The 26,007-nt window shown below is 67.2% G+C and carries 28 protein-coding genes; 15 read left to right on the forward strand and 13 right to left on the reverse strand.

Annotated elements, in window-relative coordinates; all coding sequences use genetic code 11:
• The first annotated feature begins 19 nt into the window (after positions 1–19).
• From FHS94_RS00815 to rpoN, 5 genes are all read left to right on the forward strand, one after another.
• Positions 20–640 carry a ribonuclease D gene (locus tag FHS94_RS00815; protein ID WP_184053458.1) on the forward strand — a complete coding sequence of 207 codons (621 nt, stop codon included), beginning with the start codon at positions 20–22 and terminating at the stop codon, positions 638–640.
• Positions 633–1,274, forward strand: a complete 642-nt coding sequence (lptC, locus tag FHS94_RS00820; RefSeq protein WP_184053461.1) for an LPS export ABC transporter periplasmic protein LptC — start codon at positions 633–635, stop codon at positions 1,272–1,274. The genes FHS94_RS00815 and lptC overlap by 8 nt, the downstream gene beginning before the upstream one ends.
• A gap of 5 nt (positions 1,275–1,279) precedes the next feature.
• A complete protein-coding gene (locus FHS94_RS00825) occupies positions 1,280–1,819 on the forward strand; it encodes an LptA/OstA family protein (protein WP_184053464.1) in 540 nt (179 codons plus the stop codon).
• Positions 1,820–1,914: 95 nt separating this feature from the next.
• Positions 1,915–2,691 carry an LPS export ABC transporter ATP-binding protein gene (lptB, locus tag FHS94_RS00830; protein WP_184053467.1) on the forward strand — a complete coding sequence of 259 codons (777 nt, stop codon included), beginning with the start codon at positions 1,915–1,917 and terminating at the stop codon, positions 2,689–2,691.
• A gap of 51 nt (positions 2,692–2,742) precedes the next feature.
• Positions 2,743–4,245, forward strand: coding sequence for an RNA polymerase factor sigma-54 (rpoN, locus tag FHS94_RS00835; protein WP_184053470.1), 1,503 nt, complete (start codon positions 2,743–2,745; stop codon positions 4,243–4,245).
• Positions 4,246–4,292: 47 nt separating this feature from the next.
• On the opposite strand, the gene FHS94_RS00840 is transcribed toward rpoN, so the two are convergent.
• On the reverse strand, positions 4,293–5,303 hold the full coding sequence (locus FHS94_RS00840) for a ligase-associated DNA damage response exonuclease (RefSeq protein ID WP_184053473.1): 1,011 nt from the start codon (positions 5,301–5,303) through the stop codon (positions 4,293–4,295).
• Between the two features lie 108 nt (positions 5,304–5,411).
• On the opposite strand from FHS94_RS00840, the gene FHS94_RS00845 reads away from it, so the two are divergent.
• Together FHS94_RS00845 and FHS94_RS00850 are read left to right on the forward strand one after the other, a co-directional pair.
• Positions 5,412–5,588 (forward strand): hypothetical protein, encoded by a 177-nt coding sequence (locus FHS94_RS00845; protein ID WP_184053476.1) that lies wholly within the window; start codon positions 5,412–5,414, stop codon positions 5,586–5,588.
• 51 nt (positions 5,589–5,639) lie between these two features.
• Complete coding sequence (locus tag FHS94_RS00850; RefSeq protein WP_184053479.1) at positions 5,640–8,051, forward strand: ligase-associated DNA damage response DEXH box helicase; 2,412 nt, start codon at positions 5,640–5,642, stop codon at positions 8,049–8,051.
• A gap of 28 nt (positions 8,052–8,079) precedes the next feature.
• On the opposite strand, the gene FHS94_RS00855 is transcribed toward FHS94_RS00850, so the two are convergent.
• Positions 8,080–8,442, reverse strand: a complete 363-nt coding sequence (locus FHS94_RS00855) for a response regulator (protein ID WP_184054372.1) — start codon at positions 8,440–8,442, stop codon at positions 8,080–8,082.
• A 40-nt stretch (positions 8,443–8,482) separates the two neighbouring features.
• Here FHS94_RS00855 and FHS94_RS00860 point away from each other — a divergent pair, with 40 nt between their 5' ends.
• The 4 genes from FHS94_RS00860 to FHS94_RS00875 all read left to right on the forward strand — a co-directional run bounded on the left by FHS94_RS00860 (position 8,483) and on the right by FHS94_RS00875 (position 11,056).
• Positions 8,483–8,752 (forward strand): DUF3572 domain-containing protein, encoded by a 270-nt coding sequence (locus FHS94_RS00860; protein ID WP_184053482.1) that lies wholly within the window; start codon positions 8,483–8,485, stop codon positions 8,750–8,752.
• 44 nt (positions 8,753–8,796) lie between these two features.
• Complete coding sequence (locus tag FHS94_RS00865) at positions 8,797–9,396, forward strand: HAD family hydrolase (protein ID WP_184054374.1); 600 nt, start codon at positions 8,797–8,799, stop codon at positions 9,394–9,396.
• A complete protein-coding gene (locus FHS94_RS00870; protein WP_184053485.1) occupies positions 9,393–9,851 on the forward strand; it encodes a RidA family protein in 459 nt (152 codons plus the stop codon). The genes FHS94_RS00865 and FHS94_RS00870 overlap by 4 nt, the downstream gene beginning before the upstream one ends.
• A gap of 62 nt (positions 9,852–9,913) precedes the next feature.
• A complete protein-coding gene (locus FHS94_RS00875) occupies positions 9,914–11,056 on the forward strand; it encodes a GNAT family N-acetyltransferase (RefSeq protein WP_184053488.1) in 1,143 nt (380 codons plus the stop codon).
• Here FHS94_RS00875 and FHS94_RS00880 read toward each other — a convergent pair.
• Both FHS94_RS00880 and FHS94_RS00885 read right to left on the reverse strand, forming a co-directional pair.
• Positions 11,014–12,636, reverse strand: coding sequence for a hypothetical protein (locus FHS94_RS00880; protein WP_221234454.1), 1,623 nt, complete (start codon positions 12,634–12,636; stop codon positions 11,014–11,016). The genes FHS94_RS00875 and FHS94_RS00880 overlap by 43 nt on opposite strands.
• A 251-nt stretch (positions 12,637–12,887) precedes the next feature.
• Positions 12,888–14,105, reverse strand: coding sequence for an argininosuccinate synthase (locus tag FHS94_RS00885; RefSeq protein ID WP_184053492.1), 1,218 nt, complete (start codon positions 14,103–14,105; stop codon positions 12,888–12,890).
• 118 nt (positions 14,106–14,223) lie between these two features.
• Between FHS94_RS00885 and FHS94_RS00890 the strand changes: the two genes are divergently transcribed.
• On the forward strand, positions 14,224–14,682 hold the full coding sequence (locus tag FHS94_RS00890; protein ID WP_184053495.1) for an EF-hand domain-containing protein: 459 nt from the start codon (positions 14,224–14,226) through the stop codon (positions 14,680–14,682).
• A 21-nt stretch (positions 14,683–14,703) separates the two neighbouring features.
• Here FHS94_RS00890 and FHS94_RS00895 read toward each other — a convergent pair whose 3' ends face one another.
• Complete coding sequence (locus tag FHS94_RS00895) at positions 14,704–15,930, reverse strand: SAM-dependent methyltransferase (RefSeq protein WP_184053498.1); 1,227 nt, start codon at positions 15,928–15,930, stop codon at positions 14,704–14,706.
• Positions 15,931–16,009: 79 nt separating this feature from the next.
• On the opposite strand from FHS94_RS00895, the gene FHS94_RS00900 reads away from it, so the two are divergent.
• A complete protein-coding gene (locus FHS94_RS00900) occupies positions 16,010–16,627 on the forward strand; it encodes a flavin reductase family protein (protein WP_184053501.1) in 618 nt (205 codons plus the stop codon).
• Between the two features lie 13 nt (positions 16,628–16,640).
• Here the strand turns inward: FHS94_RS00900 and FHS94_RS00905 are convergent, their stop codons facing one another.
• From FHS94_RS00905 to FHS94_RS00925, 5 genes are all read right to left on the reverse strand, one after another.
• Positions 16,641–17,393, reverse strand: coding sequence for a sulfite exporter TauE/SafE family protein (locus FHS94_RS00905; RefSeq protein ID WP_184053504.1), 753 nt, complete (start codon positions 17,391–17,393; stop codon positions 16,641–16,643).
• Entirely contained in the window at positions 17,393–18,610 is a 1,218-nt protein-coding gene (locus FHS94_RS00910) for an MFS transporter (protein WP_343055105.1), read from the reverse strand. Before FHS94_RS00910 ends, FHS94_RS00905 begins: the two co-directional genes overlap by 1 nt.
• Positions 18,611–18,632: 22 nt before the next feature.
• Positions 18,633–19,817: a dual-specificity RNA methyltransferase RlmN gene (gene rlmN, locus FHS94_RS00915; protein ID WP_484592893.1), complete on the reverse strand. Its 1,185-nt coding sequence runs from the start codon at positions 19,815–19,817 to the stop codon at positions 18,633–18,635.
• Positions 19,818–19,985: 168 nt separating this feature from the next.
• Positions 19,986–20,486, reverse strand: a complete 501-nt coding sequence (locus FHS94_RS00920; RefSeq protein WP_425506149.1) for a hypothetical protein — start codon at positions 20,484–20,486, stop codon at positions 19,986–19,988.
• The gene (locus FHS94_RS00925; protein WP_184053507.1) at positions 20,483–21,133 is read right to left on the reverse strand and encodes a histidine phosphatase family protein; all 651 of its coding nucleotides are present in this window, start codon (positions 21,131–21,133) and stop codon (positions 20,483–20,485) included. Before FHS94_RS00925 ends, FHS94_RS00920 begins: the two co-directional genes overlap by 4 nt.
• A 146-nt stretch (positions 21,134–21,279) precedes the next feature.
• On the opposite strand from FHS94_RS00925, the gene dnaN reads away from it, so the two are divergent.
• Entirely contained in the window at positions 21,280–22,395 is a 1,116-nt protein-coding gene (gene dnaN / locus FHS94_RS00930) for a DNA polymerase III subunit beta (protein ID WP_184053510.1), read from the forward strand.
• A 24-nt stretch (positions 22,396–22,419) separates the two neighbouring features.
• Here the strand turns inward: dnaN and FHS94_RS00935 are convergent, their stop codons facing one another.
• A complete protein-coding gene (locus tag FHS94_RS00935; protein ID WP_184054384.1) occupies positions 22,420–23,592 on the reverse strand; it encodes a phospholipase D-like domain-containing protein in 1,173 nt (390 codons plus the stop codon).
• Positions 23,593–23,718: 126 nt separating this feature from the next.
• On the opposite strand from FHS94_RS00935, the gene rpoZ reads away from it, so the two are divergent.
• A complete protein-coding gene (rpoZ, locus tag FHS94_RS00940) occupies positions 23,719–24,060 on the forward strand; it encodes a DNA-directed RNA polymerase subunit omega (protein WP_184053513.1) in 342 nt (113 codons plus the stop codon).
• A 222-nt stretch (positions 24,061–24,282) separates the two neighbouring features.
• On the opposite strand, the gene FHS94_RS00945 is transcribed toward rpoZ, so the two are convergent.
• Positions 24,283–24,954 (reverse strand): RlmE family RNA methyltransferase, encoded by a 672-nt coding sequence (locus FHS94_RS00945; RefSeq protein ID WP_184053516.1) that lies wholly within the window; start codon positions 24,952–24,954, stop codon positions 24,283–24,285.
• Complete coding sequence (locus FHS94_RS00950) at positions 24,951–25,991, reverse strand: Ppx/GppA phosphatase family protein (protein ID WP_184054386.1); 1,041 nt, start codon at positions 25,989–25,991, stop codon at positions 24,951–24,953. The genes FHS94_RS00945 and FHS94_RS00950 overlap by 4 nt, the downstream gene beginning before the upstream one ends.
• Between the last annotated feature and the right edge of the window lie 16 nt (positions 25,992–26,007).

The raw sequence follows: 26,007 nt of genomic DNA on the forward strand, positions 1-26,007 counted from the left end.
GGACGGCTACGGCGCGTCGATGACCGTTTACCTTCACGAGGAAGATCTGCCCGCCGGCGTGTTCGCGCCGGGCGCCTCGATCGCCGTTGACACCGAAACCATGGGCCTGATCACGCCGCGCGACCGGTTGTGCCTGGTGCAGTTGTCGGACGGCGGCGCGGATGAGCATCTGGTGCGCTTTTCCCCCGACAGCGATTACGCCGCGCCGGAATTGAGCGCGCTTTTGGGCGATCCGGACCGGCTGAAACTCTATCACTTCGGCCGCTTCGACATCGCCGCGATCGGCTTTTACCTGGGCGTCGATGCGGCGCCCGCCTGGGACACCAAGATCGCGTCGCGCCTGGTCCGCACCTATACCGACCGGCACGGGCTGAAGGAGTTGGTGCGCGAACTGCTGGGCCTCGACATCAGCAAGGCGCAGCAATCCTCCGATTGGGGCGGCCCGGTCCTGTCCGACGCGCAAAAGGAATATGCCGCGTCCGACGTCCGCTTCCTGCACCGGCTGAAGGACGAGCTGGAGCGGCGACTGGCGCGCGAAGGACGCACCGAGCTTGCCCAGGCGTGCTTTGATTTCCTTCCCACCCGGGCGCAGCTCGATCTGGTCGGCTGGCCAGAGATCGACATCTTCGCTCATGCCTGACGCCGCCACCCTCGCCGCGCGATCGGCACGCGCGCACTGGGCACGACCGGGAAGCCGGCACGACCGGATGATCGGTCTCCTGCGGATCTCGTTGCCGGTCATGGTGGGGGTGCTGACGGCATTTCTGGTCATGGCGCCCCTGACCACGGGCGCAGATGTCTCATTCGTGCTCGACAAGAACAAGGTCGCGGTCGCCGCGGAGCGCCTGAAGATCCAGGCCGCGCAGTACCGGGGCCAGGACAGCAAGGGACAGCCCTTCACCCTCGACGCCGGACAGGCGGTCCAGAAAAGCTCGGCCGAGCCGATCGTGCAGATCTCCCAGCTTGCCGCCTCCATCCAGCTGCCCGACGGCCCGGCCCGGTTGCAGGCGAACCATGGCCGCTATGACATCGACACGGAGCAGGTGAAGGTGGACGGGCCAGTGACCTTCCGCGCGGCCAACGGGTACAAGCTCGATACCCACGACGCGACGGTCGACCTGAAGGCGCGGCGGATGGAAAGCGGCGGCGCCGTGACCGGGACGCTTCCCCAGGGCAGCTTCAGCGCCAACAAGATGTCGGCCGACCTGGAAAATAGGGTCGTGCGCCTTAATGGCCGGGCCCGCTTGCACATCGTGCCCGGCAGGGCGAGATAGCGGCCATGCGTGCCACCGTCTCCTTCGCCCTGCTTTTCGCCGCCCCGCTGCTGGCCGCCACGCCGCTCGCAGCGCAGACACGTCACAATTCGGACGCTCCGCTCGATTTCGGCGCGGAGCATATCGAGGTGCAGGATAAGGCCCATCGCGCCATCCTGTCGGGCAGCGTATCCGTGCGTCAGGCGGAGATGACGCTGAACGCGCAGCGCGTGACGATCGCCTATAACGGGCAGATCGAAAAACCGCAGGCGACCCGTGTCGATGCGTCGGGCGGCGTGGTGGTGACCCGTCCGGATCAGTCGGCCCGCGGACAATATGCGATTTATGACCTTAATCGCCGCGTCATCACCATGCTGGGCGGCGTGCGGCTGACCCAGGCGGGCAACACCGTGAATGGCGGCCGGCTGACCATCAATCTCGACACCGGGCGGGCGGTGATCGACGGGTCATCCGTGCGCGGCGGCGCTCCGGGTGCGGGCGGTACGACCACCACCGCGCCAAGCGGCAGGGTCACCGGCACCTTCTCCGTTCCCAAGCGCAACTGACCCCTTCGGCGCGCGGGGTGCTCCGCGTGCCGGTTTTCCCCCACTCGCGGATGGGGTAGGGAACCGCTAACCTCTTGCTGCAAGGCGACAAGCGCATGGACGCGACCACAACCCTGGATACCACAGCGCCGGCGAACGAACCGCCGGTCGCGCGCGGGTTACAGGTCGTGTCGATCGCCAAATCCTATGATAAGCGGGTGGTGCTGACCGATGTGTCGCTGTCCGTCGGGCGCGGCGAGGTGGTCGGGCTGCTCGGCCCCAACGGCGCGGGCAAAACGACCAGCTTCTATTCGGTCATGGGACTGGTGAAGCCCGATTCGGGGCGCATCATGCTCGACGGGGACGACATCACCGGCCTGCCCATGTACCGGCGCGCGATCCTGGGCCTGGGCTACCTGCCGCAGGAAACCAGCATCTTTCGTGGGCTGACGATCGAGAAGAACATCATGACGGTGCTCGAACTGTCCGAGCCCGACAAGGCCGCACGCGCCGCAAAGCTGGAGCGCCTGCTCGACGAGTTCGGCCTCACCCGGCTGCGCACCGCGCCCGCCATGGCCCTTTCGGGCGGTGAGCGTCGACGGGCGGAGATCGCGCGCGCACTCGCGGCCGACCCGTCGATCATGCTGCTGGACGAACCGTTCGCGGGCATCGACCCGATCTCGATCGCCGACATTCGTGACCTGGTGAAGGACCTGAAGCGGCGCGACATCGGCGTGCTCATCACCGACCACAATGTTCGCGAAACGCTCGACATCGTCGATCGCGCGTACATCATCTACGACGGCCGCGTGCTGTTCGCGGGCAGCCCTGAAGAGCTGGTCGCGGACGCGAACGTCCGGCGGCTCTATCTTGGCGAGGGTTTCTCCCTCTAGCACCATGCCGGCGCCTCCTGCCTCGACCGCCCCGCGCCCGGTGAAACTCCCATGAGCCTCGCGCCGCGCCTGGACCTCAGGCAGACCCAGTCGCTGGTGATGACGCCACAGTTGCAGCAGGCGATCAAGCTGCTGGCGCTGTCGAACCTGGAGATCGAGGCGTTCATCGCCGAGGAGATCGAGAAGAACCCGCTGCTGGAAAGCCCCAAGTCGCTGATCGGCGGCGACGAGGAGGGCAGCCGCCCCGCCCAGCCGGAGGCGCCGGAAACGCGGGGCGAGGTGGATGGCCTGGTATCCGGTGCCGCCGACCCGCACGAACCGGGGCTGGACCTGGATTATGCCACTGAAAGCCACCAGTCGGACAGCCTGGCCGATGGCGGTGGCGGGCAGGACGGCTCGCTGGGGCTGAACGGCATCAGCGCCAGTGGCGGCCTGGCTGGCGACACGGCGCCGGACCTGGACGCGTTTGCGGCCGCGGACCTGTCCCTGACGGACCACCTGCTGGCACAGGCGGGCACCGCCTTTGGCGACGGCGACATGTTTATCGCGCGCGCGTTGATCGATGCTATCGACGAGGCAGGCTATCTCCGCGCCGACCTGACGGAGATCGCGAACCGGCTGGGCGTGGCCCGCGTCCGGGTCGAAGGCGTGCTGAAGACGGTTCAGACCTTTGACCCGACCGGGGTCGGCGCGCGGGATCTCGCGGAATGCATCGCGCTCCAGGCGCGGGAGGCCGACCGCTACGACCCGTGCATGGCGCGGTTGATCGACCATCTCGACCTGCTTGCCCGCGGCGATCTGACCCGGCTCAAACGCCTGTGCCAGGTGGATGACGAGGACATGGCTGACATGATCCGCGAACTGCGCGGCTATGATCCCAAGCCCGGCTGCCGTTATGGCGGGGAAGCCGCGCCGGCGGTGGTGCCCGACCTGTTCGTCACGCGGACCAAGGCCGGCTGGTCGATCGAGATCAACTCCGCCACCCTGCCCCGGGTGCTGGTGAATCGACGCTATCTCAACGAACTGACCAGCGGGCCGCAGGACAAGGCGTCAAAGGCCTGGGTGACGGACGCGCTCGCCAGTGCGAATTGGCTGGTGAAGGCTCTCGACCAGCGCCAGCGCACGATCATTAGGGTCGCGACCGAACTGGTCCGCCAACAGGAAGCCTTCTTCCTTCACGGCGTCTCACACCTGCGCCCATTGACCCTGTCGCGCATCGCCGAAGCTATCGAGATGCACGAATCCACCGTCAGCCGCGTCACCAGCAACAAATACCTGTCGTGCGCGCGGGGGCTGTTCGAGCTCAAATACTTCTTCACCTCCGCCATCCAGTCCGCCGACGGAGGCGAGGCGGTGTCGGCCGAAGCGGTCAAGAACGCGATCCGCGGCCTGATCGCGAACGAGGGCACCAAGGTGCTGAGCGACGACACGCTGGTCGAGCTGTTGCAGAAACAAGGCTTCGACATCGCGCGGCGCACGGTCGCCAAATACCGCGAGGCTATCGGCCTTGGCAGCTCCGTGCAGCGCCGCCGCGTCAAGGCGCTGGGCGGCTAGCGCATTCTCCGCAAAAAAAAGAACATCTCGCCAGGGCTCGGCAGCGATCAGTCGTCCTCGTCCTCGAACCCTACGAGGGCAAGCGCGCGCGCCTTCATCTGGCGCATGGCGCACCAATGCACCAGCGCTTCCTCACGACCGTGAGTGACCCAGACTTCCTTTGGCGAAATCTCGGTCAGCGTGTCGGTCAGTTCGTCCCAATCGGCATGGTCGGACAGGATCAGCGGCAGCTCCACATTCTTCTGCCGTGCGCGCTGTCGCACCCGCATCCAGCCGCTCGCCATGGCGGTGATCGGATCGGGCAGGCGGCGCGACCAGCGATCGTTGAGCGCTCCCGGCGGGCACATCACGACATGTCCCGCCATGTCCTTCTTGGACGCGCCGGCAACGGGCACCAGTTCGCCCAGCCGCACGCCATGCTCGGCGTACAGGTCGCACAATCGTTGCAGGGCACCGTGGAGGAAAATGGGCGCCTCATGCCCGCGCTCGCGCAACTCGGCGATCACCCGCTGCGCTTTCCCCAGCGCATAAGCGCCGACCAGCACGCAGCGATCGGGATTGGCGTGGAGCCGATCCACCAGCTTGTCGATCTCATCGCCCGTGTCCGGGTGGCGAAAGACGGGTAGCGCAAACGTCGCCTCGGTAACGAAGATGTCGCAGGCGACCGGCTCGAACGGTGCACAAGTCGGGTCCGGCCGGCGCTTGTAATCGCCGGACACCACTACTCGCTCGCCCCGGTAGTCGAGCACGATCTGCGCCGATCCGAGCACATGGCCGGCAGGCACGAAGCCGACTTCCACTTCCCCCATCCGGATCGTCTCGCCATAGGCGACGGCGTTCCCGGCTTGCGGGCCGTAGCGGCATTCCATGATGCTGAGCGTTTCGGGGGTCGCCCACACCGCTTCATGCCCACCACGGGCATGGTCGGCATGGCCGTGAGTCACCAGCGCCTTTGGCGTCGGTTGCGACGGGTCAATCCACGCGTCGGCGGGGCGGACATAGATGCCATGGGGATGCGGTTCGATCCAATCGCCAAGCCGCTGGGAAGCCTTCGCCATCACCGTTCATACGCGCGAGGCGCGCCTTCGGTGCCGTCCACAGCCGGGATCGAAAGCGCCGTTGCACTCGTTAGTCGGCCAAAGCCCTGATGTCGGAGAGCGAAGATGGTGATCAGCACCTTTTGGATTATTGTCGTGTTCATCGGCGCCATGGCGCTTGCCGGTGCGATCGCCTGGGCAAAGCTGTACAACAAGACGACGCCGGAAGGCGATCGTCGCACCGAACAGGCCACGCGTGACCTGTACGAGAACGGCACCGTGGACGAATCGTCGCGCAATCGCTGATCGGCGCCGCGCAATTGGGCATCGGCGGCAGGCGACCTATATCGCACCGGAATGACTGACCTTCCCGCCCCGCTCGCCGACTGGTTCGCCGCGCGGGGCTGGCGGCCGCGACGCCACCAGATCGACATGCTTGCCGAGGCACGGCGCGGGCACCATGCGCTGCTGGTCGCGACGACCGGCGCGGGCAAGACGCTCGCCGGTTTCCTGCCGACCCTGACCGAGCTGATCGAGGCGGGCGAGTATGACGGGCTCCACACCCTCTACGTTTCGCCCCTCAAGGCGCTGGCAGTCGACATCCAGCGAAACCTGGTCACCCCGATCGAAGAGATGGGGCTCGACTTCCGGGTGGAAACGCGGACTGGCGATACTCCTTCCGACCGCAAGGCACGACAGCGCGCCCGGCCGCCGCAAATCCTGCTGACCACGCCCGAATCGCTGTCCCTGCTGCTTAGCTATCCCGACGCGCAGACCATGTTCGCCGGGCTGCGGACGATCGTGGTGGACGAGGTCCACGCGTTCGCCACGGGTAAGCGCGGCGACCTTTTGTCGCTCGCCATGGCGCGCCTCCAGCGGATCGCGCCCGACCTGCGCCGCGTCGCGCTGTCCGCGACGGTGGCGGACGCGGATGGTTATCGCGCATGGCTGGCCCCCGATGGCGACATCGACCGGGTCAGCCTGGTGCGCGGCGAACCGGGCGCGGATCCGAACATCGCCATTCTACTGCCGGAGGATCGCGTGCCCTGGAGCGGCCATTCGGGCCGCTACGCCGCGCAACAGGTCATGGCGGAGATCGAGACGCACAAGACCAGCATCGTCTTCTGCAACACCCGCAGCCTGGCGGAGCTCATCTTCCAGGACCTGTGGAAGGTGAACGCGATGAGCCTCCCCATCGGCGTCCATCACGGTTCGCTCGCGCTGGAGGCACGGCGCAAGGTGGAGGCGGCGATGGCGTCCGGGCGGCTGCGCGCACTGGTGGCGACCGCATCGCTGGACCTGGGCGTGGACTGGGGCGATGTCGATTGCGTGATCCAGATGGGCGCGCCCAAGGGCTCGTCGCGGCTGCTTCAGCGGATTGGCCGCGCCAACCACCGCCTCGACGAGGCGTCCGAGGCCATTCTGGTGCCCGGCAACCGCTTCGAATATCTGGAAGCGCGCGCGGCACTGGACGCGGTGGAGGCGGGCGAGCTTGACCCCGACCTGTTCCGCCCCGGCGCGCTCGACGTGCTGGCGCAGCATGTCATGGCCTGCGCGTGCGCCGAGCCGTTCCGCCGCGATGAATTGCTGGACGAGATCCGCTCCGCTCTCCCTTATTCGGCGCTGACCGACGAGACGTTCGACCGGGTGCTCGGCTTTATCAGCGACGGCGGTTATTCGCTGCGCGCGTACGACCGGTTCAAGCGGCTGACCCAGGACCCGGACGGCACCTGGCGCGTCAGCCACCCGCAATTCATCCGCCAACATCGCATGAACGCCGGCATCATCGTCGAAGCGACGATGCTCAACGTCCGCTTCCGCAATGGCCGCAACCTCGGCAAGGTCGAGGAAGCCTTTGCCTCCAGCCTCAGCCACGGCGACACCTTCTTCTTCGCCGGACTGTCGCTCGAGGTCGAGAAGATCGATACGGAGGACCTGATCGTCCGCGCCACCAAGCGGGAGGCGCGCATTCCGACCTATGGCGGCAGCCGCATGCCGCTATCGACCAACCTCGCCGATCGGGTGCGGCGGTTTCTGGCCTCGCCCGAGGAATGGCACCGCTTCCCATCCGATGTGCGCGAGTGGCTGGAGATACAGCAGCGTCGCGCGGCGCTGCCCCAACCGGGACAGCTGCTGGTCGAGACCTTCCCGCGCGAAGGGCGGCACTACATGGTCGCCTACAGTTTCGAAGGGTGGAACGCGCACCAGTCGCTCGGCATGCTGGTGACCAAGCGGATGGAGGCGCAGGGACTGAAGCCGCTCGGGTTCGTCGCCAACGATTACGCGATCGCCTGTTACGGGCTGGAGAAGGTCACCGACCCGGCGAGCCTCTTTTCCCCCGACATCCTGGAACATGAGTTCGTCGATTGGGTGGAACGCAGCCACCTGCTCAAGCGCGCCTTTCGGGAAGTGGCGGTGATAGGCGGGCTGGTCGAGCGCCAGCATCTGGGGCGGCGAAAGACGGGCAAGCAGGTCACCTTTTCGACCGACCTGATCTATGACGTGCTGCGTAAGTACGAGCCGTCGCACCTGCTGTTGCAGGCTGCGTGGGCCGATGCGCGGGCGCGGATGACGGATGTGGGACGGCTCGCGGCGCTGCTGGACCGGGCGGCGGAAACGATGCTGCACACCGACCTCGACCGCGTCACGCCGCTTGCCGTGCCCGTGCTGACGCTGATCGGGCGTGAGCGGGTGTCGACGGGAAGCGCGGACGATGCGCTGCTGATCGAGGCGGAGGTGCTGGCCGCCGAAGCGATGCGGTTGGATTAGGCGGCACGCCCCCATGCATGGGCCAGGGTCACAACAGCGCGTTCACCGCGTCCATGAACCGCGCCAGGCTGATCGGCTTGGACACATAGGCCTCCGCTCCCGCGGCGCGGATGCGTTCCTCGTCGTCGCGGCCCGAATAGGCAGTGACCGCCATCACCGGAATGGTGCGAAGTTCCGCGTCCGCCTTCAGCTGCACGATCAGCTCGTGCCCCGTGACGTGAGGCATCTGGATGTCCATTATGATGAGGTCCGGGCAAAAGGATCGCGCGCGGGCAACGGCCTCCCGCCCGTCGCGCACCGGCTCCGCCACGAACTCGTGCGCGCGCAGCAGGTCGCAGAACAGCTTGGAGTTGAGTTCGTTGTCCTCGACAACGAGCACCCTTTTTGCCACCGGCTCGTCGACCGCTTCTTCCATTATGGCGATCTAGGCAATGCGCGACACCGATACAATTGACGACCCTGCGGCGCTTGCCCTGCGCGCGCTGGTATGGACGCTGGGCGAGCCGGACCGCGCGTCTCGGCTGCTGGCCGTCACCGGCCTCGATCCGGCAGACCTGCGCGCCCGCGCCGGCGACCCGGCCGTACTCGCGGCGACGCTGAGCTTCCTCGAAGCGAATGAAGCGGATCTGGTCGCCTGTGCGGAGGAACTGGGCGTGAAACCCCCTGCGCTGGTCGCTGCACGCGAAAGGCTGGAAGCGTGAGCCGGCCGCTGCTGATCACCGATTGTGACGAGGTGCTGCTGCACATGGTGCGGCACTTCGGCACGTGGCTGGACGAGGCAAAGAAGCTCGACTTTCATATCGAGCACGGCCCCTGGGAGGAGCGCATCCGCCGTCGCGACCAGGGCGCGCCACTGACCCAGGCGGAGATGTGGTCGCTGCTGGGCGAGTTCTTCCCGGCTGAAATGGATCGGCAAACAATCGTACCCGGCGCGGCGCCGGCCTTGGAGGCCCTGTCGGAGGTTGCCGACATCGTGGTCCTGACGAACCTGACCGACCAGTGCCAGCAACCCCGGATCGAGCAGCTTGCCCGGTTCGGCATTCGTCACCGCGTGGAGTGCAACCAGGGGGGCAAGGGGCGCCCGGTCGCCGATCTCGTCGCCGAACATGGCAACCCGGTCACCGTGTTTGTGGACGACCTCGCCGTGCACCACGAATCGGTCGCGAAGCACGCGCCGGGCGTCCACCGGCTGCACATGGTGGCCGAGCCGCGGCTGGCGCCCAGCGTCCCGCCCGCGGGCCACGCCCATGTTCGCATCGATGACTGGCCAACAGCCCAGCGCTGGATCGCCGAGCGTTTCGACGCGGGTGTTCCCGCCGACCATACCGAAGGAGCCGTTGCATGAGTGTTGATCAAAAGCTTGCCGATCTTGGCCTGTCACTGCCGCAGGCGGCGGCGCCGGTCGCGTCCTATGTTCCCGCCGTCGAAGCGGGCGGGATGCTGCACGTGTCGGGCCAGCTGCCCTTTCGCGACGGACAGGTGGTAACCGGGCGCCTGGGGGAGAACACGTCGCTCGAACAGGGCCAGGAAGCCGCAAAGCTGTGCGGGCTGATGCTGGTCGCGCAGATCAAGGCGGCGCTGGGCGGCGATCTATCGCGCGTCCGCCGTATCGTGAAGCTCGGCGTGTTCGTGAACTCCGCCCCCGGCTTCACCGACCAGCCCAAGGTAGCGAACGGCGCGTCCGACCTGATGGAGCAGTTGTTCGGCGATGCGGGCAAGCACGCCCGCGCGGCGGTGGGCGTCGCGGCATTGCCGCTCGGCGCGGCGGTGGAAGTTGATGCGGTGGTGCAGGTCGGCTGATCCGACCGGGTGGGGCGGCAAAGCGATTGGCCATGCCGCCCCACCGCCCTATCTAGCGGATTGTGAGTTCCAGCACCGTCACCGCCCGCTTGTGCGACAGCGTCGCCGCGCTTGCCGCCGCCGATTGGGATGCCTGCGCCGGGACAGCCAACCCGTTCGTCGGCCATGCCTTCCTGACCGCGCTGGAGGAATCGGGCAGCGTCGGTGGACGATCAGGCTGGCAACCCTTGCCGATCGTGGTCGATGGTGAGGATGGCCGCCCCGCCGCCATCGCGCCCGCTTATGTGAAGTCACACAGCCAGGGCGAATATGTGTTCGACCATGCCTGGGCCGATGCGTGGCAGCGGGCGGGCGGGGATTACTACCCAAAGCTCCAGATCGCATCGCCCTTCTCCCCCGTGCCCGGCCCCCGGCTGTTGCTGCGCGACGAGGCGGCCGCCCCGGCCCTGCTGGCCGCGCTGGAAGCGGTGGTCGACCAGAACGGGCTGTCGTCCGCGCACGCGACCTTTGCCGCGCCCGATCAGGTGCCGCTGTTCGAGGCTGCGGGCTGGCTGATCCGGGAGGGCGTCCAGTTCCACTGGCGCAACAACGGCTACGCCAGCTTCTACGACTTCCTGGCCGAGCTTGCCAGCCGAAAGCGCAAGGCGATCCGAAAGGAGCGCGCGGCCGCGGTCGAGGGCCTGGTGGTCCGGCACTTGAACGGCGCGGAGATCACGCCCGCTTATTGGGACGCGTTCTGGCATTTCTACCAGGACACCGGGTCGCGCAAATGGGGCCGGCCCTACCTCACCCGTCGTTTCTTCTCGCTGCTGAGCGAGATGCTGGGCGACCGGGTGCTGCTGATCGTTGCCGAACGTGACGGTGTGCCGATCGCGGGGGCGCTCAACCTGATCGGCGCCGATACGCTGTATGGCCGCTACTGGGGTTCCACGGAGGAGGTGCCGTTCCTCCATTTCGAGCTGTGCTATTATCAGGCGATCGATGCCGCGATCGCGCGCGGGCTGCAAACGGTGGAGGCGGGCGCGCAGGGGGAGCACAAGCTGGCGCGCGGCTATGTGCCGGTGCCGACCTGGTCCGCGCATTACATCCCGGACGCAGGCTTCCGCCGCGCCATCGCCGACTTCCTGCAGCGTGAGCGCGAGGCGGTCGCCGCGGACCGCGACTATCTGGGCGAGATGACTCCCTTTCGCCGCGGCGGCAGCTGAACGCCGAAGTCCGCCAGCGTCAGCGGCTCGGGCTGGGTGCGATCGTCGACGCGGAGCAGCATGTCGCGCCCGTTCTGCCAGATCGGCGTCATGCCGCGGATCAGCGCAGGGTCAAAGGGTGGCGGCTGGAGCAGCCACACATAATCAAAGGCGTCGCGCGGAAAGTTGTTCAGCGCCATGCGCACGGGCCGCCACCAATTGCCCCGGCAATAGCGGTCGGTGACGATCTCCGACGGATCATGGGCAAAGCCCTGCGCGGCCTTGTACTGCGTGGTCAGCAACTGCGCGCCCGCCATCGACCATTGGTCGTTTGAAAAGGCGAGCCGGCGTACGATGAGGAGCGCTGGAAGATGCTCCAGGCGGGAATAGGCCCAATCGTCCTGGCAACGGCGGCCGACAAAGCTCACCACCCGCGCACGCTGGGGCAAATGGTCGATCGCGGCGAGCGCCCGGCTGTAGCTGCGGTCGTACAGGTAAAAGCTCGCCGTTGTGCCGCCCAGCCGCACCAGGAAGAACGCCAGCCCAAGGGCGGCGAGAGTCGCAGTACCGCGAGTGGACAGGCCCGGCCGTGGACGGATCGCGATCAGCGCGATGCCGAGCGCGAAGGGCGCGAGCCGCATGTCCGCATAAGCGCTGCCGAAGACGATGCGTGGCAGCACGATGAACATGGCGAACAGGAACGCCGCCGACAGGCCCAGCTGGCGTGAATATTCCACCCGGTCGTCGCGCACGCCCCGAAACAGGATCAGCAACAGCACGGTGATGGAGGCGAGGTCGAACGCCATCCACCGATCGCGCAGCGCCATTGAGACAAAGGCGATCTTGGCGCGCCAGTTGAACCAGTCCCCGGTCTGGCCGGTGACATGCTCTCCCGACCGCCACAGCACCATCAGCACCATCGGCAGGCAGAGCGGCAGGCAGCCGAGACCTGCGCGGATCCATGCCTCTGCCCAACCGCGCGCGCCCTGGCCCGGCCGCATTGCATCATGCTGCCGGATCATCTCCGCGGAAAAGGCGAGCACGCCCAGCACGCCCCAACCAAAGGTATGGCACAGCCATAACAGGCATGAGGCGGGCAGGAAGATTGCGGCGCGCAGCCGGAACCGCCCCTGACGCGCCAGCCGCAGCCACAGCGCGAACAGGTTGAGCGCGATGCCCATCGACAGCGCGAAGTTGATGAAGCCGAACTGGAAGGGGTAGCTATAGGCGAGCGGCAGCGCGAACAATGCAGTCGCCGGGATGCGCCCATGAACCTCTCGCGCGATCCACAACAGGCCGGCAACGGTCAGCGCCGGAATCGCCATGATGATCAGCTTGACCGCCATTTCGAGCCCGACCACGGGCGCGAGCGGGATCACCAGCAGGTCAACGCCGAGGTTGCCGATCAGCGACCATTTGAAATTATACCATTGCGACAGCCACGGATTGTCGGCGACTGCCAGCTGAACGCGGTATCGCCCCATGTGCCCGGGCACGTCGACCAGCGGCGGCACTGTCGGCCACAACAGCGGAATCACCGCCGCGAGTGTTGCCGCCACCACGAACGCGCGTGTCTGCCACCAGTGGAGCTTCTCCCCCATCCACGCGGCCTTAGTGCGTGGCAGGGCCGCCGGACAAGAGCGAGCGCGCCCAGATTATCGCATCGTTCCGCTTGGGGGCCGGATGCGGGCCGGCAATGCCATCGCGAGCGCCTGTCGAGACGCGAACGCAAGGAGGGTTCACCGACGACGCCGAGCGCCGGAGCGGAGGTGGCGGAGATTGCGCCGCCCGTGCGAGCAGTGCGTATAGCGGACCCGGTTGCTCGTCGTTCAGCAACCGGGCCCAGGGACGTTCAGCGGTCGCGGCGTCCCAGCAACCGCAGGCGCAGTGCATTGAGCTTGATGAAGCCCGCCGCGTCGCGCTGGTCATAAGCGCCCTGGTCGTCCTCGAACGTCACGACCTTTTCCGAATACAGGCTGTTGGGGCTGCGGCGGCCGATGACGTGGGGGCTGCCCTTGTAGAGCTTCAGCCGCACGGTGCCCGACACCTTGGCCTGGCTATGGTCGATCGCGGCCTGCAGCATCTCGCGCTCGGGCGAGAACCAGAAGCCGTTATACACCAGCTCCGCATAACGCGGCGCCAGTTCGTCCTTCAGGTGTGCGGCGCCACGGTCGAGCGTCAGCTGCTCGATCGCGCGGTGGGCGAGGTGCAGGATGGTGCCGCCGGGCGTCTCGTACATGCCGCGCGACTTCATGCCGACAAAGCGGTTCTCGACCAGGTCGAGCCGGCCGATCCCGTGGCGATGGCCATAATCGTTGAGCTTCGCGAGCAGGCTGGCGGGCGAAAGGCCCTGCCCGTTCACCGCCACCGCGTCACCGCGCTCGAAATCGATCGTGATGATCTCGGGCGTGTCCGGCGCCTCTTCGGGCGACACGGTGCGCGAGAAGACGTATTCGGGCACTTCCTCCCACGGGTCTTCCAGCACCTTGCCCTCGGACGAGGTGTGCAAAAGGTTCGCGTCGGTCGAGAACGGCGCCTCGCCCCGCTTGTCCTTGCTGACCGGGATCTGATGCGCCTCGGCGAACTCGATCAACCGGGTACGGCTGGTCAGATCCCATTCGCGCCAGGGTGCGATGACCTTGATGTCCGGGTTGAGCGCATAGTAGCCGAGTTCAAAGCGGACCTGGTCGTTGCCCTTGCCGGTCGCGCCATGGCTGACCGCATCAGCGCCGACCATCTGCGCGATCTCGATCTGCCGCTTGGCGATCAACGGCCGCGCGATGGAGGTGCCGAGCAGGTACAGCCCCTCATACAGCGCGTTGGCGCGCATCATCGGGAACACGTAATCGCGGACGAACTCTTCCTTGAGGTCGTCGATGAAGATGTGCTCGGGCCTGACCCCCGCCATCTCCGCTTTGCGGCGTGCGGGCTCCAGCTCTTCGCCTTGGCCAAGGTCCGCGGTGAAGGTGACGACCTCGCAGTTATAGGTCTGCTGCAGCCATTTCAGGATGACGCTGGTGTCGAGCCCGCCCGAATAGGCGAGCACGACCCGGTTGACGGTGTCGCTCACGGTGACAGGATCCTTGCCGAAAAGGGGGCGGGAACAAGGCCGCGCCCCTATGCGCTCCCGCCTCGTCACGCAACCGTTCAGCCGTGGTACAATGCAACAGCCTCAGGAACGTGCCCCTATGCTTCGCCCCCTTCTCCTCGCCGCTGTCGCGCTTGTCGCGACTCAGTCCCCAGCGCTCGCCCAGAGCAAGCCGGCAACTAAGCCCGGCGCAAAGACGGTCGCCGCAGTCAGCCCGCGTGTCGCCGCGGAGTTCAAGGCGTCCGATACCAACAAGGACGGCTTTCTCAGCCGGGCCGAAATCCAGGCGCGGGTTCGGCGGATGGACGTGGGCAAGACCAAGATGAGCTCGGGGCAGGTCGAAATGCTGTCGCAATCGCTGTTCGCGCGGGCGGACATCAATAAGGACAACAAGCTGTCCCCGCCAGAAATGCAGCGTTCGCTGGTGGCGATGGCCCGCCGCTATGACACCAATGGCGACGGGGTTGTCAGCATGGCCGAGCGCCAGGCCGCACGCTCCGCCACGCTGGCGGAGGTGCAGGCTGGAGGCCCCCGCAAGCCGCAAACGGAAACGCGCTGAGGCCGGCGGGCGGCGCCGCGCTTACCCGCGCAGGCGCCGCTCCTCGTCGATCATGTAATCGCGGGTAACGGGAAGCTCTGTCCGGCTGCGGCTGAACTGGAGCTGGAAGTTGCACAAGCCGCCATGCTCGAACGCCTTGGCCGCGCCCGCGAGGTAAAAGGTCCACATGCGGTAGAAGCGCTCGTCATACAGCGCGATGATCTCGTCCCGCGCCGCCACCGTGCGCTCGTACCAGGCCCGAAGCGTCCAGGCATAATGAAGGCGCAGCGTTTCCACGTCGGTCAGGAACATGCGCGTCGGCTCCGAGGCGGCGACGATCTCCGACAGGGCCGGATTATAGCCGCCGGGGAAAATGTATTTGGTTGTCCAGCGATCGGTCACGCCCGGTGGGCCGAGCCGACCGATGGTGTGGAGCAGCATCACACCGTTCTCCGTCAGCAACCGGCGGCATTGCTGGAAGAACTGCCCATAGTGCGCCGGGCCGACATGTTCGAACATGCCGACCGACACGATGCGGTCGAACTGCCCTTCGACGCGGCGATAGTCGATCAACTCGAACCGCACCTTGTCGGCGACCCCGGCCTCCTCGGCGCGGGCCCGGGCAACCTCTAGCTGTTCCTCCGACAAGGTGACGCCGAGCACTTCGGCCCCCAGCTTGCGATGGAGGTACAGCGCCATGCCGCCCCAACCACAGCCGATATCGAGAACGCGCATTCCCGGCCGAATGGCGAGTTTCGCCGCGATATGCGCAAGCTTGTCCTCCTGCGCGCGATCGAGGTCGTTGGCGGGATCGGTGTAATAGGCGCAGCTGTACTGGCGGTCGCGGTCGAGGAAGAGATCGTACAGGCGCCCAGACAGGTCGTAATGGTGGGCGACGTTGCGCTTGGAGCGACGCTCCATGTTGATCCGCTCCACCCGGTGGCGCAGCTTGCCGGCCGCACGCACCAGCCGCGACGCGACGAGGTGCTGGGCGCCGGCCTCCCATGGATCGTTGGCCGTCAACAGATGGACCAGGCCCCAGATGTCGTCACCATCAACCTGCAAGCGGCCGGCCATGTACATCTCACCGGCGCCGAGCCCCGGATCGCGCACGATCGCGCGCTCGACGCCCGTGTCCGTGAAACGGAGCACGATAGCGCCGAAGCCGGGTTCGGGCCGGCCAAAGGTGACGGTGGGCTTGCCCGGGCGGTGAAGGATCAGCTCGCCCCGCTTGACGGCACGGCGCAGGAAAACGTCGATCAGCGACATGGATGCTGCCCTAGAACCGTTGCGCACGGCAACGCAACCGGGCGGATCGCCTCTGTCCGTGCTTCGTTTGCAGCGATGCATGTCCGATTGGCACTTCTACGAACCCGCGAACGGCCACGGGCTGACGCATGATCCCCTGAACGCGATCATCGCGCCGCGGCCGATCGGCTGGATCGGCAGCGTGGCGGCCGATGGCGTACGCAACCTGGCGCCGTACAGCTTCTTCAACCTGCTGTGTTACCGACCGCCGTTGATCGGCTTTTCGTCGGTCGGCTGGAAGGATTCGGTCGCCAATATCCAGGCCACGGGCGAGTTCACCTGGAACCTTGCCACGCGCGAGCTGGCGGAAGCCATGAACAGGACTTCAGCGACCCTCGCCCCGCATATCGACGAATTCGACGCGAGCGGGATCGAAGCGGCCCCCTCTCGCCTGGTCGCACCGCCGCGGGTCGCGGGCAGCCCGGTGGCGTTCGAATGCCGGCTGACCCAGCTGATCCAGCTTGAGTCCAAGGAGGGCGCGGCACTCGATCAATGGTTGGTGATCGGCGAGGCGGTGGGCATCCACATCCGCCGCGACATGCTGGACGGCGGCATCTACCAGACCGCCCGCGCCCGCCCGATCAGCCGCGGCGGCGGCCCGGCCGACTATTTCGAGGCAACGCCTGACTCGCAGTTCCAGATGCGACGGCCGGGTTGAGCGGGCGCAACCCTCACCCGTAGGCGCGCCAGAAGAACACTAGTGCGGTGGCGCCCGTGACTAGCAGCGTCCAGCCACGCACCCAAGCGGCCGGCAGCTGGCGGCCGACCCGAGCGCCTGCCCAGCCGCCGAGCATCGCACCGGCGATCATCGGCAGCACCAGGCTCCACGCTACCCAGCCGGCGGCCACGAACACGAGGGCGGAGGCGAGATTGGCGATTGCGAGCATCAGCGTGCGCGGGGCGAACAGTTCGCGCGGAGAATGGCCCGCGAGCAGGCCATAGGTCGCGGTCATCATCATGCCCACGCCGCCGCCGAAATAGCCGCCATAGGTACCAAGCAACGCCTGCCCGACAATCAGCGTATGTTTGCCGATCGTGACGCGGGAGCGCAGCCAGTCCGACGCGCGCTTCCCGAACGCCAGCAGGACAAAGGCGTATAACACCAGCCAGGGCACGATCAGGTCGAACGCGTCGGCCGGGGTGAGCACCAGCAATGTGCTGCCGACCAGCCCGGCCAGGAAGGTCACGGCCGAGAGCAGGCGATAGGACACGCCGCCCAGCGGCCCCAGCTCGTCACGAAACGCCCATGCGCTCATGCCCGCGCCCGGCAGCAAAGCAACGTTGGAGCTCGCATTGGCGATGTTGGCGGGCAGCCCGGCGGCGAGCAGCGAGGGCAGCGTCGCAAAGGTGCCCCCGCCCGCCAGCGCGTTCATCGCGCCGCCAAGGACGCCGGCCAGGAAGACGATCAGGGTCGCCGTACTCATCACGCCTCCACCGGTGCAGGATTGGCGGGATCGGGCACGGCAAGTGGCGGCACCCTGGCGAGCGCGGCGGCGAGAACCAGGGCGAGCGCACCCAGCGCCAGGCAGAACCACGTCACGCCCGGCCAGCCCGCCCGCGTCCAGGCGATGCCGCCCGCCGACCCCAGCACGCTTGAGCCGAGATAATAGAAGAACAGGTACAGCGCGGAGGCCTGGCCCCGGTTGGCGGTGGCACGGCGGCCAACCCACGCGCTCGCGATCGAATGCGCTCCAAAGAAGCCGACCGTGAGCACCGCAATGCCGAGCACGACCAGTGGCAGCGGACTGGCCGCCGTCATGGCGGTGCCGATAGCGAGGGTCCCGACCGGCACCCAGAATACCCGGCGGCGTCCGATCCGTCCTGCCAGCCCGCCGAACCAGGCCGAGCTGATCGACCCTAGCACGTATAACAGGAATACCGCACCGACCGCCGCCTGCGACAGGCTGTAGGGCGGCTGCGTCAGCCGAAATGCCGCATAGTTGTAGATGGTGACGAAGACGCCCATCAGGATGAACGCTTCGGCGTAGAGGAGCGGCAGTGCCCTGTCGCGCAGCAGGGCGCGTATCGACCCCGGGCGGCGCGGCGCGGGCACGAACCGGCGTGACGGCGGAGCCAGCCGGCGGAAGGCTTCTCCCATCACCAGCCCGAGCACGCCGACGGTGCCGATGGCGCAGTGCCAGCCCGACACATCAGCCACCAGGCTCGCCACCAACCGCCCGCCCATGCCACCGAGCGCGCTGCCCGCGATATAGAGCCCCATGGCGCTGCCGACAGAGCCGGGCTCCACCTCCTCGGCGACATAGGCCATGGCTACGCCCGGCACGCCTGCGAGCGCGATCCCGGTCGCAAGGCGCGCGGCGAGCAGCAACGGCCAGCCCGGCACCAACGCCGCCGCGAGGGTCAGCGCACCCCCGGCCATCATCGCCCAGACCATCAGCGGGCGACGCCCGACGCGATCGCTCAACACCCCCGCGACAAGGATGCCGAGCGCGAGCGGACCGGTGGCGAGCGATACCGCCAGCGACGCGTGCTCGGCGTTCAGGTGATAGGTATCGGCCAGCAGCGGCAACAGCGGCTGAACGGCGTAGAGCAGCGAAAAGGTGGAAAACCCGGCGAACAGCATCGCCAGAGTCAGCCGGCGATAGGCGGGCGTGCCGCGCCCGTGCCCTTTATCGGTCACGCCGGCCCCGCCCGCCCTCGGCTCAGGCCAGTGCTGCCTGCTTTTCCTCTGCCTCGCGGTCGAGCTCCGCGCGCGACTTCTTTTCAGCTGCTGTCTTCAGCTGGCCGCACGCAGCGTCGATGTCGCGGCCGCGCGGGGTGCGCACGGGCGCGGAATAGCCCGCCTCGAAGATGATGTTGCTGAACGCCCGGATGCGCTCCGGCGTCGAACACTCATATGGAGCGCCCGGCCATGGGTTGAAGGGGATCAGGTTGACCTTGGCGGGCAGGCGATACTGGCGGATCAGGCGCACCAGCTCCCGCGCGTCGTCGTCCGAATCGTTCTTGTCGCGCAGCATCACATATTCGAACGTGATGCGACGGGCGTTGTTGGCGCCCGGATAGTCGGCACAGGCCTGCAACAGCTCCTCGATGCCGTATTTCTTGTTTAGCGGCACGATCTCGTCACGCACGTCCTTCGTGACCGCATGGAGCGAGACCGCGAGGTTGACCCCGATCTCCTCCCCCGCGCGAGCCATCATCGGCACGACGCCGCTGGTCGACAGGGTGATGCGCCGCTTGGACAGCGCCAGGCCGTCACCGTCCATCACCAGGCGGAGCGCGTCGCGAACATTGTCGAAGTTATACAGCGGCTCACCCATGCCCATCATGACGATGTTGGTGAGCATCCGCCCCTCTGGTTGCGAGGGCCATTCGCCCAGCGAATCGCGGGCAAGCATGACCTGGCCGACGATCTCGCCCGCGGTCAGGTTGCGGACCAGGCGCATGGTGCCAGTGTGGCAGAACCGGCAGTTCAGCGTGCAGCCGACCTGGCTCGACACGCACAGGGTGCCCCGATCCGCGTCGGGAATGAACACCATCTCGTAATCCTGCCCGTCGGGCGAGCGGAGCAGCCATTTGCGGGTGCCGTCGGTCGACACCTGCGCCTCGACCACGTCGGGGCGACTGATCGCGAAGCGCTCCGCCAACCAGGGGTGCTGCGCCTTCGCGATGTCCGTCATCTGGGTGAAGTCGGTCGCGCCGCGATTGTAGAGCCAGTGCCAGATCTGCTTGGCGCGCAGCTTGGCCTGGCGTGGTTCCATCCCCGCTTCTGCCAGTGCGCCGCGCAGCTGGTCCTTGCTGAGGCCGATCAGGTCGACGCGCCCATCCGGCCGCGCAAACGGCGCACGCGGCACCGGCACGGGGTCGATGTGCCCGGGAATCGGCATAGGAGCGATCGACCCGGAAACGGGCTCGGGCGACGTCGAAACTGTCAGCATGGCGGCCATATAGCCCTTATCGCTCTCAATTTCCACTTGGCGCGTGTCAGGCTCGGCGGGCTGGCTGAAGCGCGCGCCGCGCCGGCATGGCCGCGCTGGCTCGAAAAGCGGCACGCCTCACCGCACCCCCACACACGCCAGCGCCGCTGCATCGATCGCGGTCGGGGCGCCGCCCAGCGCATAGCTGTCTGCAAAAGGACGCCCGCCCGCGCCGACTGCCTCGACGCTCATGCTGCGGCCACCGCGAATCGCTGCCAGTATCGCCCGATCGGATGGCGCATCGGCGGCCCAGGCGTCCGATCCGGCGGCGACCAGGGCAAAGCGGCGCTCCCCCACGGTCAGCGTGACGCCCGCAGAGCGGTCCCGCGCCGCGCTGAGGCGGACGTGAAGCGACCCGCGCAGGCGCTTGTTCGGCCAGAAGCCGACGCTGGCAAAGGGGCGCCATCCGGCCCGCCCGCCCGCCACGACCGGCTGAGCGATCGCAAAACAGCCGCGTTGGACGCCATTCACCTCCCGAAACGCGCCCCAGCTGCCGTACACCCCGACCAGGTCGCGCGCGGCGAGCGCCGCCGGCACAAGGAGCAGCATCGCCGCCAGCAGCGCGCATCGACCGTTCACGCGGGTGCGCGCCCGGCGCCAAGGTGCGCCACGCTTTCCCGCCCGTTCTCGATCAGCACCAGCGATCCTTGCGGCAAGCCCGGCGCGATCGGCACCACCGCGTACGCGTCGACGGGCGCGTTCGTCATCACGCCCCGCAACACACGGCTGGAGATGCCGTGCATGATGACCAGTCGATCGCCCGAGTCAGCATCCGTGTCGGCCAGCCAACCGCCGCAACGTTCGGCGATCGCATGATAGTCCTCGCCCCCCGGCGCAACGCGGAGCAGGCCCGTGGGCGTGATCACTGGCCCCACTTCACCGATCACATCGCTGTAAAGGCGCCCGCCCCAGCTTCCCATGCCGATCTCGCCCAGTCGCGGGTCGGTGTTCGCCCCGTGCCAGTCCAGGTCCAGATGCTCCGCAATGACGGCCAGGGTTTGCAGCGCACGCCCTGTCGGCGACGCCCATAGCGTCAGCGCCGGTCGCGGCCCGAGCAATCGCCGTAGCGCTCGCCCCATCTCGTCCGCTTGTGCAAAGCCGGCACGGGTCAGCGGGGTGTGCACGGCGTCCCCTTGCAGGCGGCGGGCAAAGTTGAACACCGTTTCGCCGTGGCGGGCGATGAAATCGCGTCCCTGCCTGATCAATGCTTCAGTGTCCCCGCCCAACCGTCAACAACGTCGCGTTAACCCTAGCGCCGCCACGGAGAAAGCGGCAGGCCCCTCTTGGCTTGCCGAGCGCCGCCCGGCGCGGCTAGGAAATCAAGACGAGAGTGCCCGGCCGTGCGGAGTCGCCGGCGGGTTGGGGGATCAAGATGAAGGCGACGATCGAACGCGCAACCCTGCTCAAGGGGCTGAGCCACGTCCAATCGGTGGTGGAACGGCGCAATACCATCCCCATCCTGTCCAACGTGCTGCTGGAAGCGACCGAGTCGGGCGCGCTGCGCATGATGGCAACCGACCTGGACCTGCAGATCAACGAATCGGTGCCGGCGGCGGTCGACCAGCCTGGCTCCACCACCGTGTCGGCGCACACGCTGTTCGACATCGCCCGCAAGCTGCCCGAAGGCGCGCAGGTACAGCTCACCGTCGCCGAGGGGCGGATGAGCATCGTCGCAGGGCGCGCCCGCTTCAGCCTGGGGACGCTGCCTCGCGACGACTTCCCGGTGATCGCAGAGGGCGAGTTGCCGACCGCGTTCGAGCTGCCCGCGGAGACGCTGAAGCAGATCATCGACAAGACCCGATTCGCGATCTCCACCGAGGAAACGCGCTATTACCTCAACGGTATCTTCTTTCATGTCGCAGAGGACGGCGCAGAGCCGGTGCTGAAGGCGGCGGCGACCGACGGCCACCGGCTTGCCCGCGTAACGGTGAAGCGGCCCGAGGGCGCGGAGGCGATGCCCGACGTTATCGTGCCACGTAAGTGCATCGCGGAACTCCGCAAGCTGCTCGACGAGGTCGACGGATCGGTCGGCGTGTCGCTGTCGGGCACCAAGATCCGCTTCGACCTGGGCCAGGCGGTGCTGACGTCCAAGCTGATCGACGGCACCTTCCCAGATTACAGCCGCGTTATCCCGACCGGGAACGACAAGATCCTGAAGATCGACCCGTCGAGCCTGAAGGAAGGCGTCGACCGCGTGTCCACCATCGCGACCGAGAAGACCCGCGCCGTGAAGATGGCGCTGGACCGGGACAAGGTTACGCTGTCGGTGACCAGCCCCGACAATGGCACGGCTGCCGAGGAAGTGCCCGGCGAGTATACGGCACAGGGTTTCGAGATCGGCTTCAACAGCCGGTATCTGCTCGACATTCTCGGGCAGATCGATGGCGACCAGGTCGAGGTTCACCTGGCCGATGCGGCAGCGCCCACTCTGATTCGCGAGAACGACAAGGCGCCCGCGCTCTATGTGCTGATGCCGATGCGGGTTTGATGGCCGGGCCGGTAGTCGCCGGCCCTACCCATCGATGCCGAAGTTAAGCCCGCGCGAAAGCTGCGGGTCGACCACGGCCAGCAACAGGTAAGCGACGAACTGCCGCGCGCGCTGTACCGGGCCGGTTCCAGCCCGGTACTCCTCGCGCGTGATTTCCTGAGATTTCTCGATTTCGCCATCGACATAGGCGCGAACGTGATCGGCAAAGGCCCGGTCCTCGATCCTGAGCATCAGTTCCAGGTTCACAAACAGGCTGCGCATATCGAAATTGGCGGAGCCGATGTGAACCGCCTGATCGATGCAATACAGCTTCGTGTGCAGCTTGGCCGGCTGGTATTCGTAAATGCGCACGCCCTTGCGCAGCAGTCCGGCATAGGTGAAGCGTGCCGCCGCGATCGTTGCGCTGTTGTCTGACTTGGCCGCCGTGACGACTCGCACCGCCTGCTCTGATCGGCGTCCTGCCTTGTCCAATCGGCGCAACAGAGCAGGGCTGGGCGTAAAATAGCCGGCGATCAGGTCCACGCGGCTGCCGTGACGCATGTCGTGGCGCACGGCGCGGGCCCAGGGGGACAGCCGCCGCGTCGGCCCGCCGATCAACCAGCGCAGATGCCCTTCACGTTCGCTGAACTGGCGCAATGCGCGGTTGAGGTGGCGCAGCTTGCCCTTGGACGTGCCGACCCATTGCTCCAGCGCATCGAAATAGGGCGCCATCCGCGCCGCCGCAGGCCCCTCCACCAGCAGACCCAGATCACGCCAGGCCTGCTCCGCTGCGGTGCCGAAATAATCGTCTTCGACGTTGAATCCGCCGATGATGATCCTGGCGGCCCCAGTCTCCGCGTCGGCAAGCGCGAGTTTCTGGTGATTGCGCAGCAGGTAGCGACGCCCCCAGCGCGGGCTGAACCGGCAGAGCCTGACACCGGCCGCCCGCAGCGGCTCGAAGAAGGACGGGCCAGCGCCCACCGTGCCGAAGCCATCGACGATGACCGCGACCCTGACCCCGCGCCCGGCCGCCGCGATCAGCCGCTCGTTGACGCGCCGCCCCGTGCTGTCGTCGGCATAGATGTAGTAGAGTATGCGCAGGGACTCACGCGCGCCATCGATCAACCCGATCAGCGCGTCGAGGCGCCGCGGTCCGGTGTCGAGCAGGGTCAACCGATTGCCATCGACCGTGAACACCGGTTGGGAAGCAGCCACCATGCCAGCCGTGATGACCACCGCGCCCGCGCGTGGCAAGCCGGCGCGGTTTTCTTGACTTTTCGCGCCCTCGCGAGTAGCGGACCGCGCTTACCCTGCCTAATTTCCGTTTATTCGAGGAAGCCGTTCATGGCGCGCGTCACCGTCGAGGATTGCGTCGACAAGATCCCTAACCGTTTCGATCTGGTCCTGTTCGCGGCGCAGCGCGCGCGGCAGATTTCCGGCGGTGCGGAGCTCACGATTGATCGCGATCGCGACAAGAACCCGGTCGTGGCGTTGCGCGAGATCGCGGACGAGACCGTGACCCCGTCGAACCTGCAGCAATCGGTGATCGGCAGCCTGCAAAAGGTACAGATTGACGACGATGATGAAGTCGACGCCGTCGGCAGCCTGCAGGCCTCGGCCGAGGCGCTGCGCCTGACCGCCGCTGCCCCGCCGCGCAACCAGAACCTCGGCGGCGACTACGAATAAAGCCTGAGCCTGGCGGCAGAGCCGTCGGGCAAGGATCGGTGAACGCAGGCCGGTGTGGCGCAGGCCGCGTGGCCTTTTGCTGCCTCCGCCTTCAGCTCGTTACACGTTTCCGCGAGCGGTCGTTGGTCGATCGAGGCCATTGCTCTTTAGTGCAACGACCCTTGGGCCCGCGCCGGCGCACGAACACGGCCCAGCCGCGGCGACCAGCCCGAGTCGCGTCGGCTATTCCTGCGGCCGGCCCTTGAATCCCTGTGCCACGACGAACCATTCCACCGAACCCTTTCGGCTGGCCGGTGGTTTCGCGTGCTTCACGGTCGTGAAAGCGCCCTTCATCTGCGCCACCAGCGCCGAGTCGGCCCCTCCGGCGAAGACCTTCGCGACAAAGGTGCCGCCTGGGGCCAGCACATCCACAGCAAAGGCGAACGCGGTTTCGACCAGCGCCATGGTGCGCAGCGCGTCGGTTTGCGGGTGGCCGACCGTGTTCGCGGCCATGTCGGACAACACCAGGTCGGGCGCGCCGCCCAGCGCCTCGATCAACTGCCCCGGCGCGTGATCATCCATGAAGTCGCCCTGCATGATCGTGACGCCATCGATTGGATCGACCGGCAACAGGTCTATGCCGACCACCGCAGCCGCCGGCACGCGCCGACGCACGACCTGGCTCCAGCCGCCAGGCGCAATGCCAAGGTCGACCACGCGCTTGGCGCCGCGCAACAGCCCGAAGCGCTCGTCCAGCTCCAGCAGCTTGTACGCGGCGCGGCTGCGATACCCCTCCGCCTTAGCGCGGCGCACATATGGGTCATTTAGCTGGCGTTCGAGCCAGCGCGTCGACTGCGCGGTACGTCCCCGCGCGGTGCGGACGCGCTGGCGTCCACCCGATCCACCGCGACTCATGGCCTGCGTTCCCCCATTAGTCGCTTCAAGATCCCCTCGCGGATACCGCGATCGGCAATGCCCAGGCGCTCGGCCGGCCACAGGTCCATCACCGTTTCCAGGATGGCGCACCCGGCCACGACCAGTTCCGCGCGTTCGCCACCGATGCATGACAGCTTGGCCCGTTCAGACACTGCCATGCCGGACAAACCAGCGCAGATCCCGCGCATGGCGGCCGCGGGCACGATCAGCCCGTCCACCGCCGACCGGTCGTAATGAGAGAGGCCCAGATGCACCGAACCGAGCGTCGTCACGGTGCCGCTGGTGCCAAGCAGCCGGGGCCTGGCCGCCGCAATGGGCAGGCGGGCCGCGAACGGCGCCATGCTGTCCGCCACCACGTTTCGCATGTTGGAATAGGCAGCGACGCGAGCGTCGTGATCGGAGCCCGTCGCAGCGCCGGCGCTCTCGGTCAGCGACACCACGCCCCAGGGGGTCGAGTGCCAGTCGAGCACGCGCGGCACCGGGCCGGCCGTGTCGATCAGCACGAGTTCGGTCGAACCACCGCCGATGTCGAACACCAGCGCGGGCCCTTCACCCGGTTCCAGCAGCGCGTGGCAGCCGAGCACGGCCAGGCGCGCCTCCTCTTCGGCGGTGATGATGTCGAGGTGGATGCCGGTTTCGGCATAAGCACGCTCGATAAACGCTTCGCCGTTGCTGGCCCGACGACACGCCTCCGTCGCCACGGAGCGGGCAAGTGCCACGTTGCGGCGCTTCAGCTTGTCGGCACAGACACGCAATGCCGCCAGGGTGCGCTCGATCGCGTCGTCGGACAGTCGGCCTGACGCCGCCAGCCCCTCACCCAGTCGCACGATGCGCGAAAAGGCGTCGACCACGGCAAAGCCCTGCCCCTGCGGACGGGCGATCAACAGCCGACAGTTGTTGGTACCAAGGTCCAGCGCCGCGAAATGGCGCCCATCGGACGGGCGCATCGCCCGTGCCCGCGCCGGATCTGGGCGGGAAGGAGCCGGACGGGAGGCACCTCGCCCCCGGTACGGCATTGTGGCGGGTTCATCC

The organism is Sphingomonas aerophila (assembly GCF_014199305.1).
Taxonomy (GTDB): Bacteria; Pseudomonadota; Alphaproteobacteria; order Sphingomonadales; family Sphingomonadaceae; genus Sphingomonas; species Sphingomonas aerophila.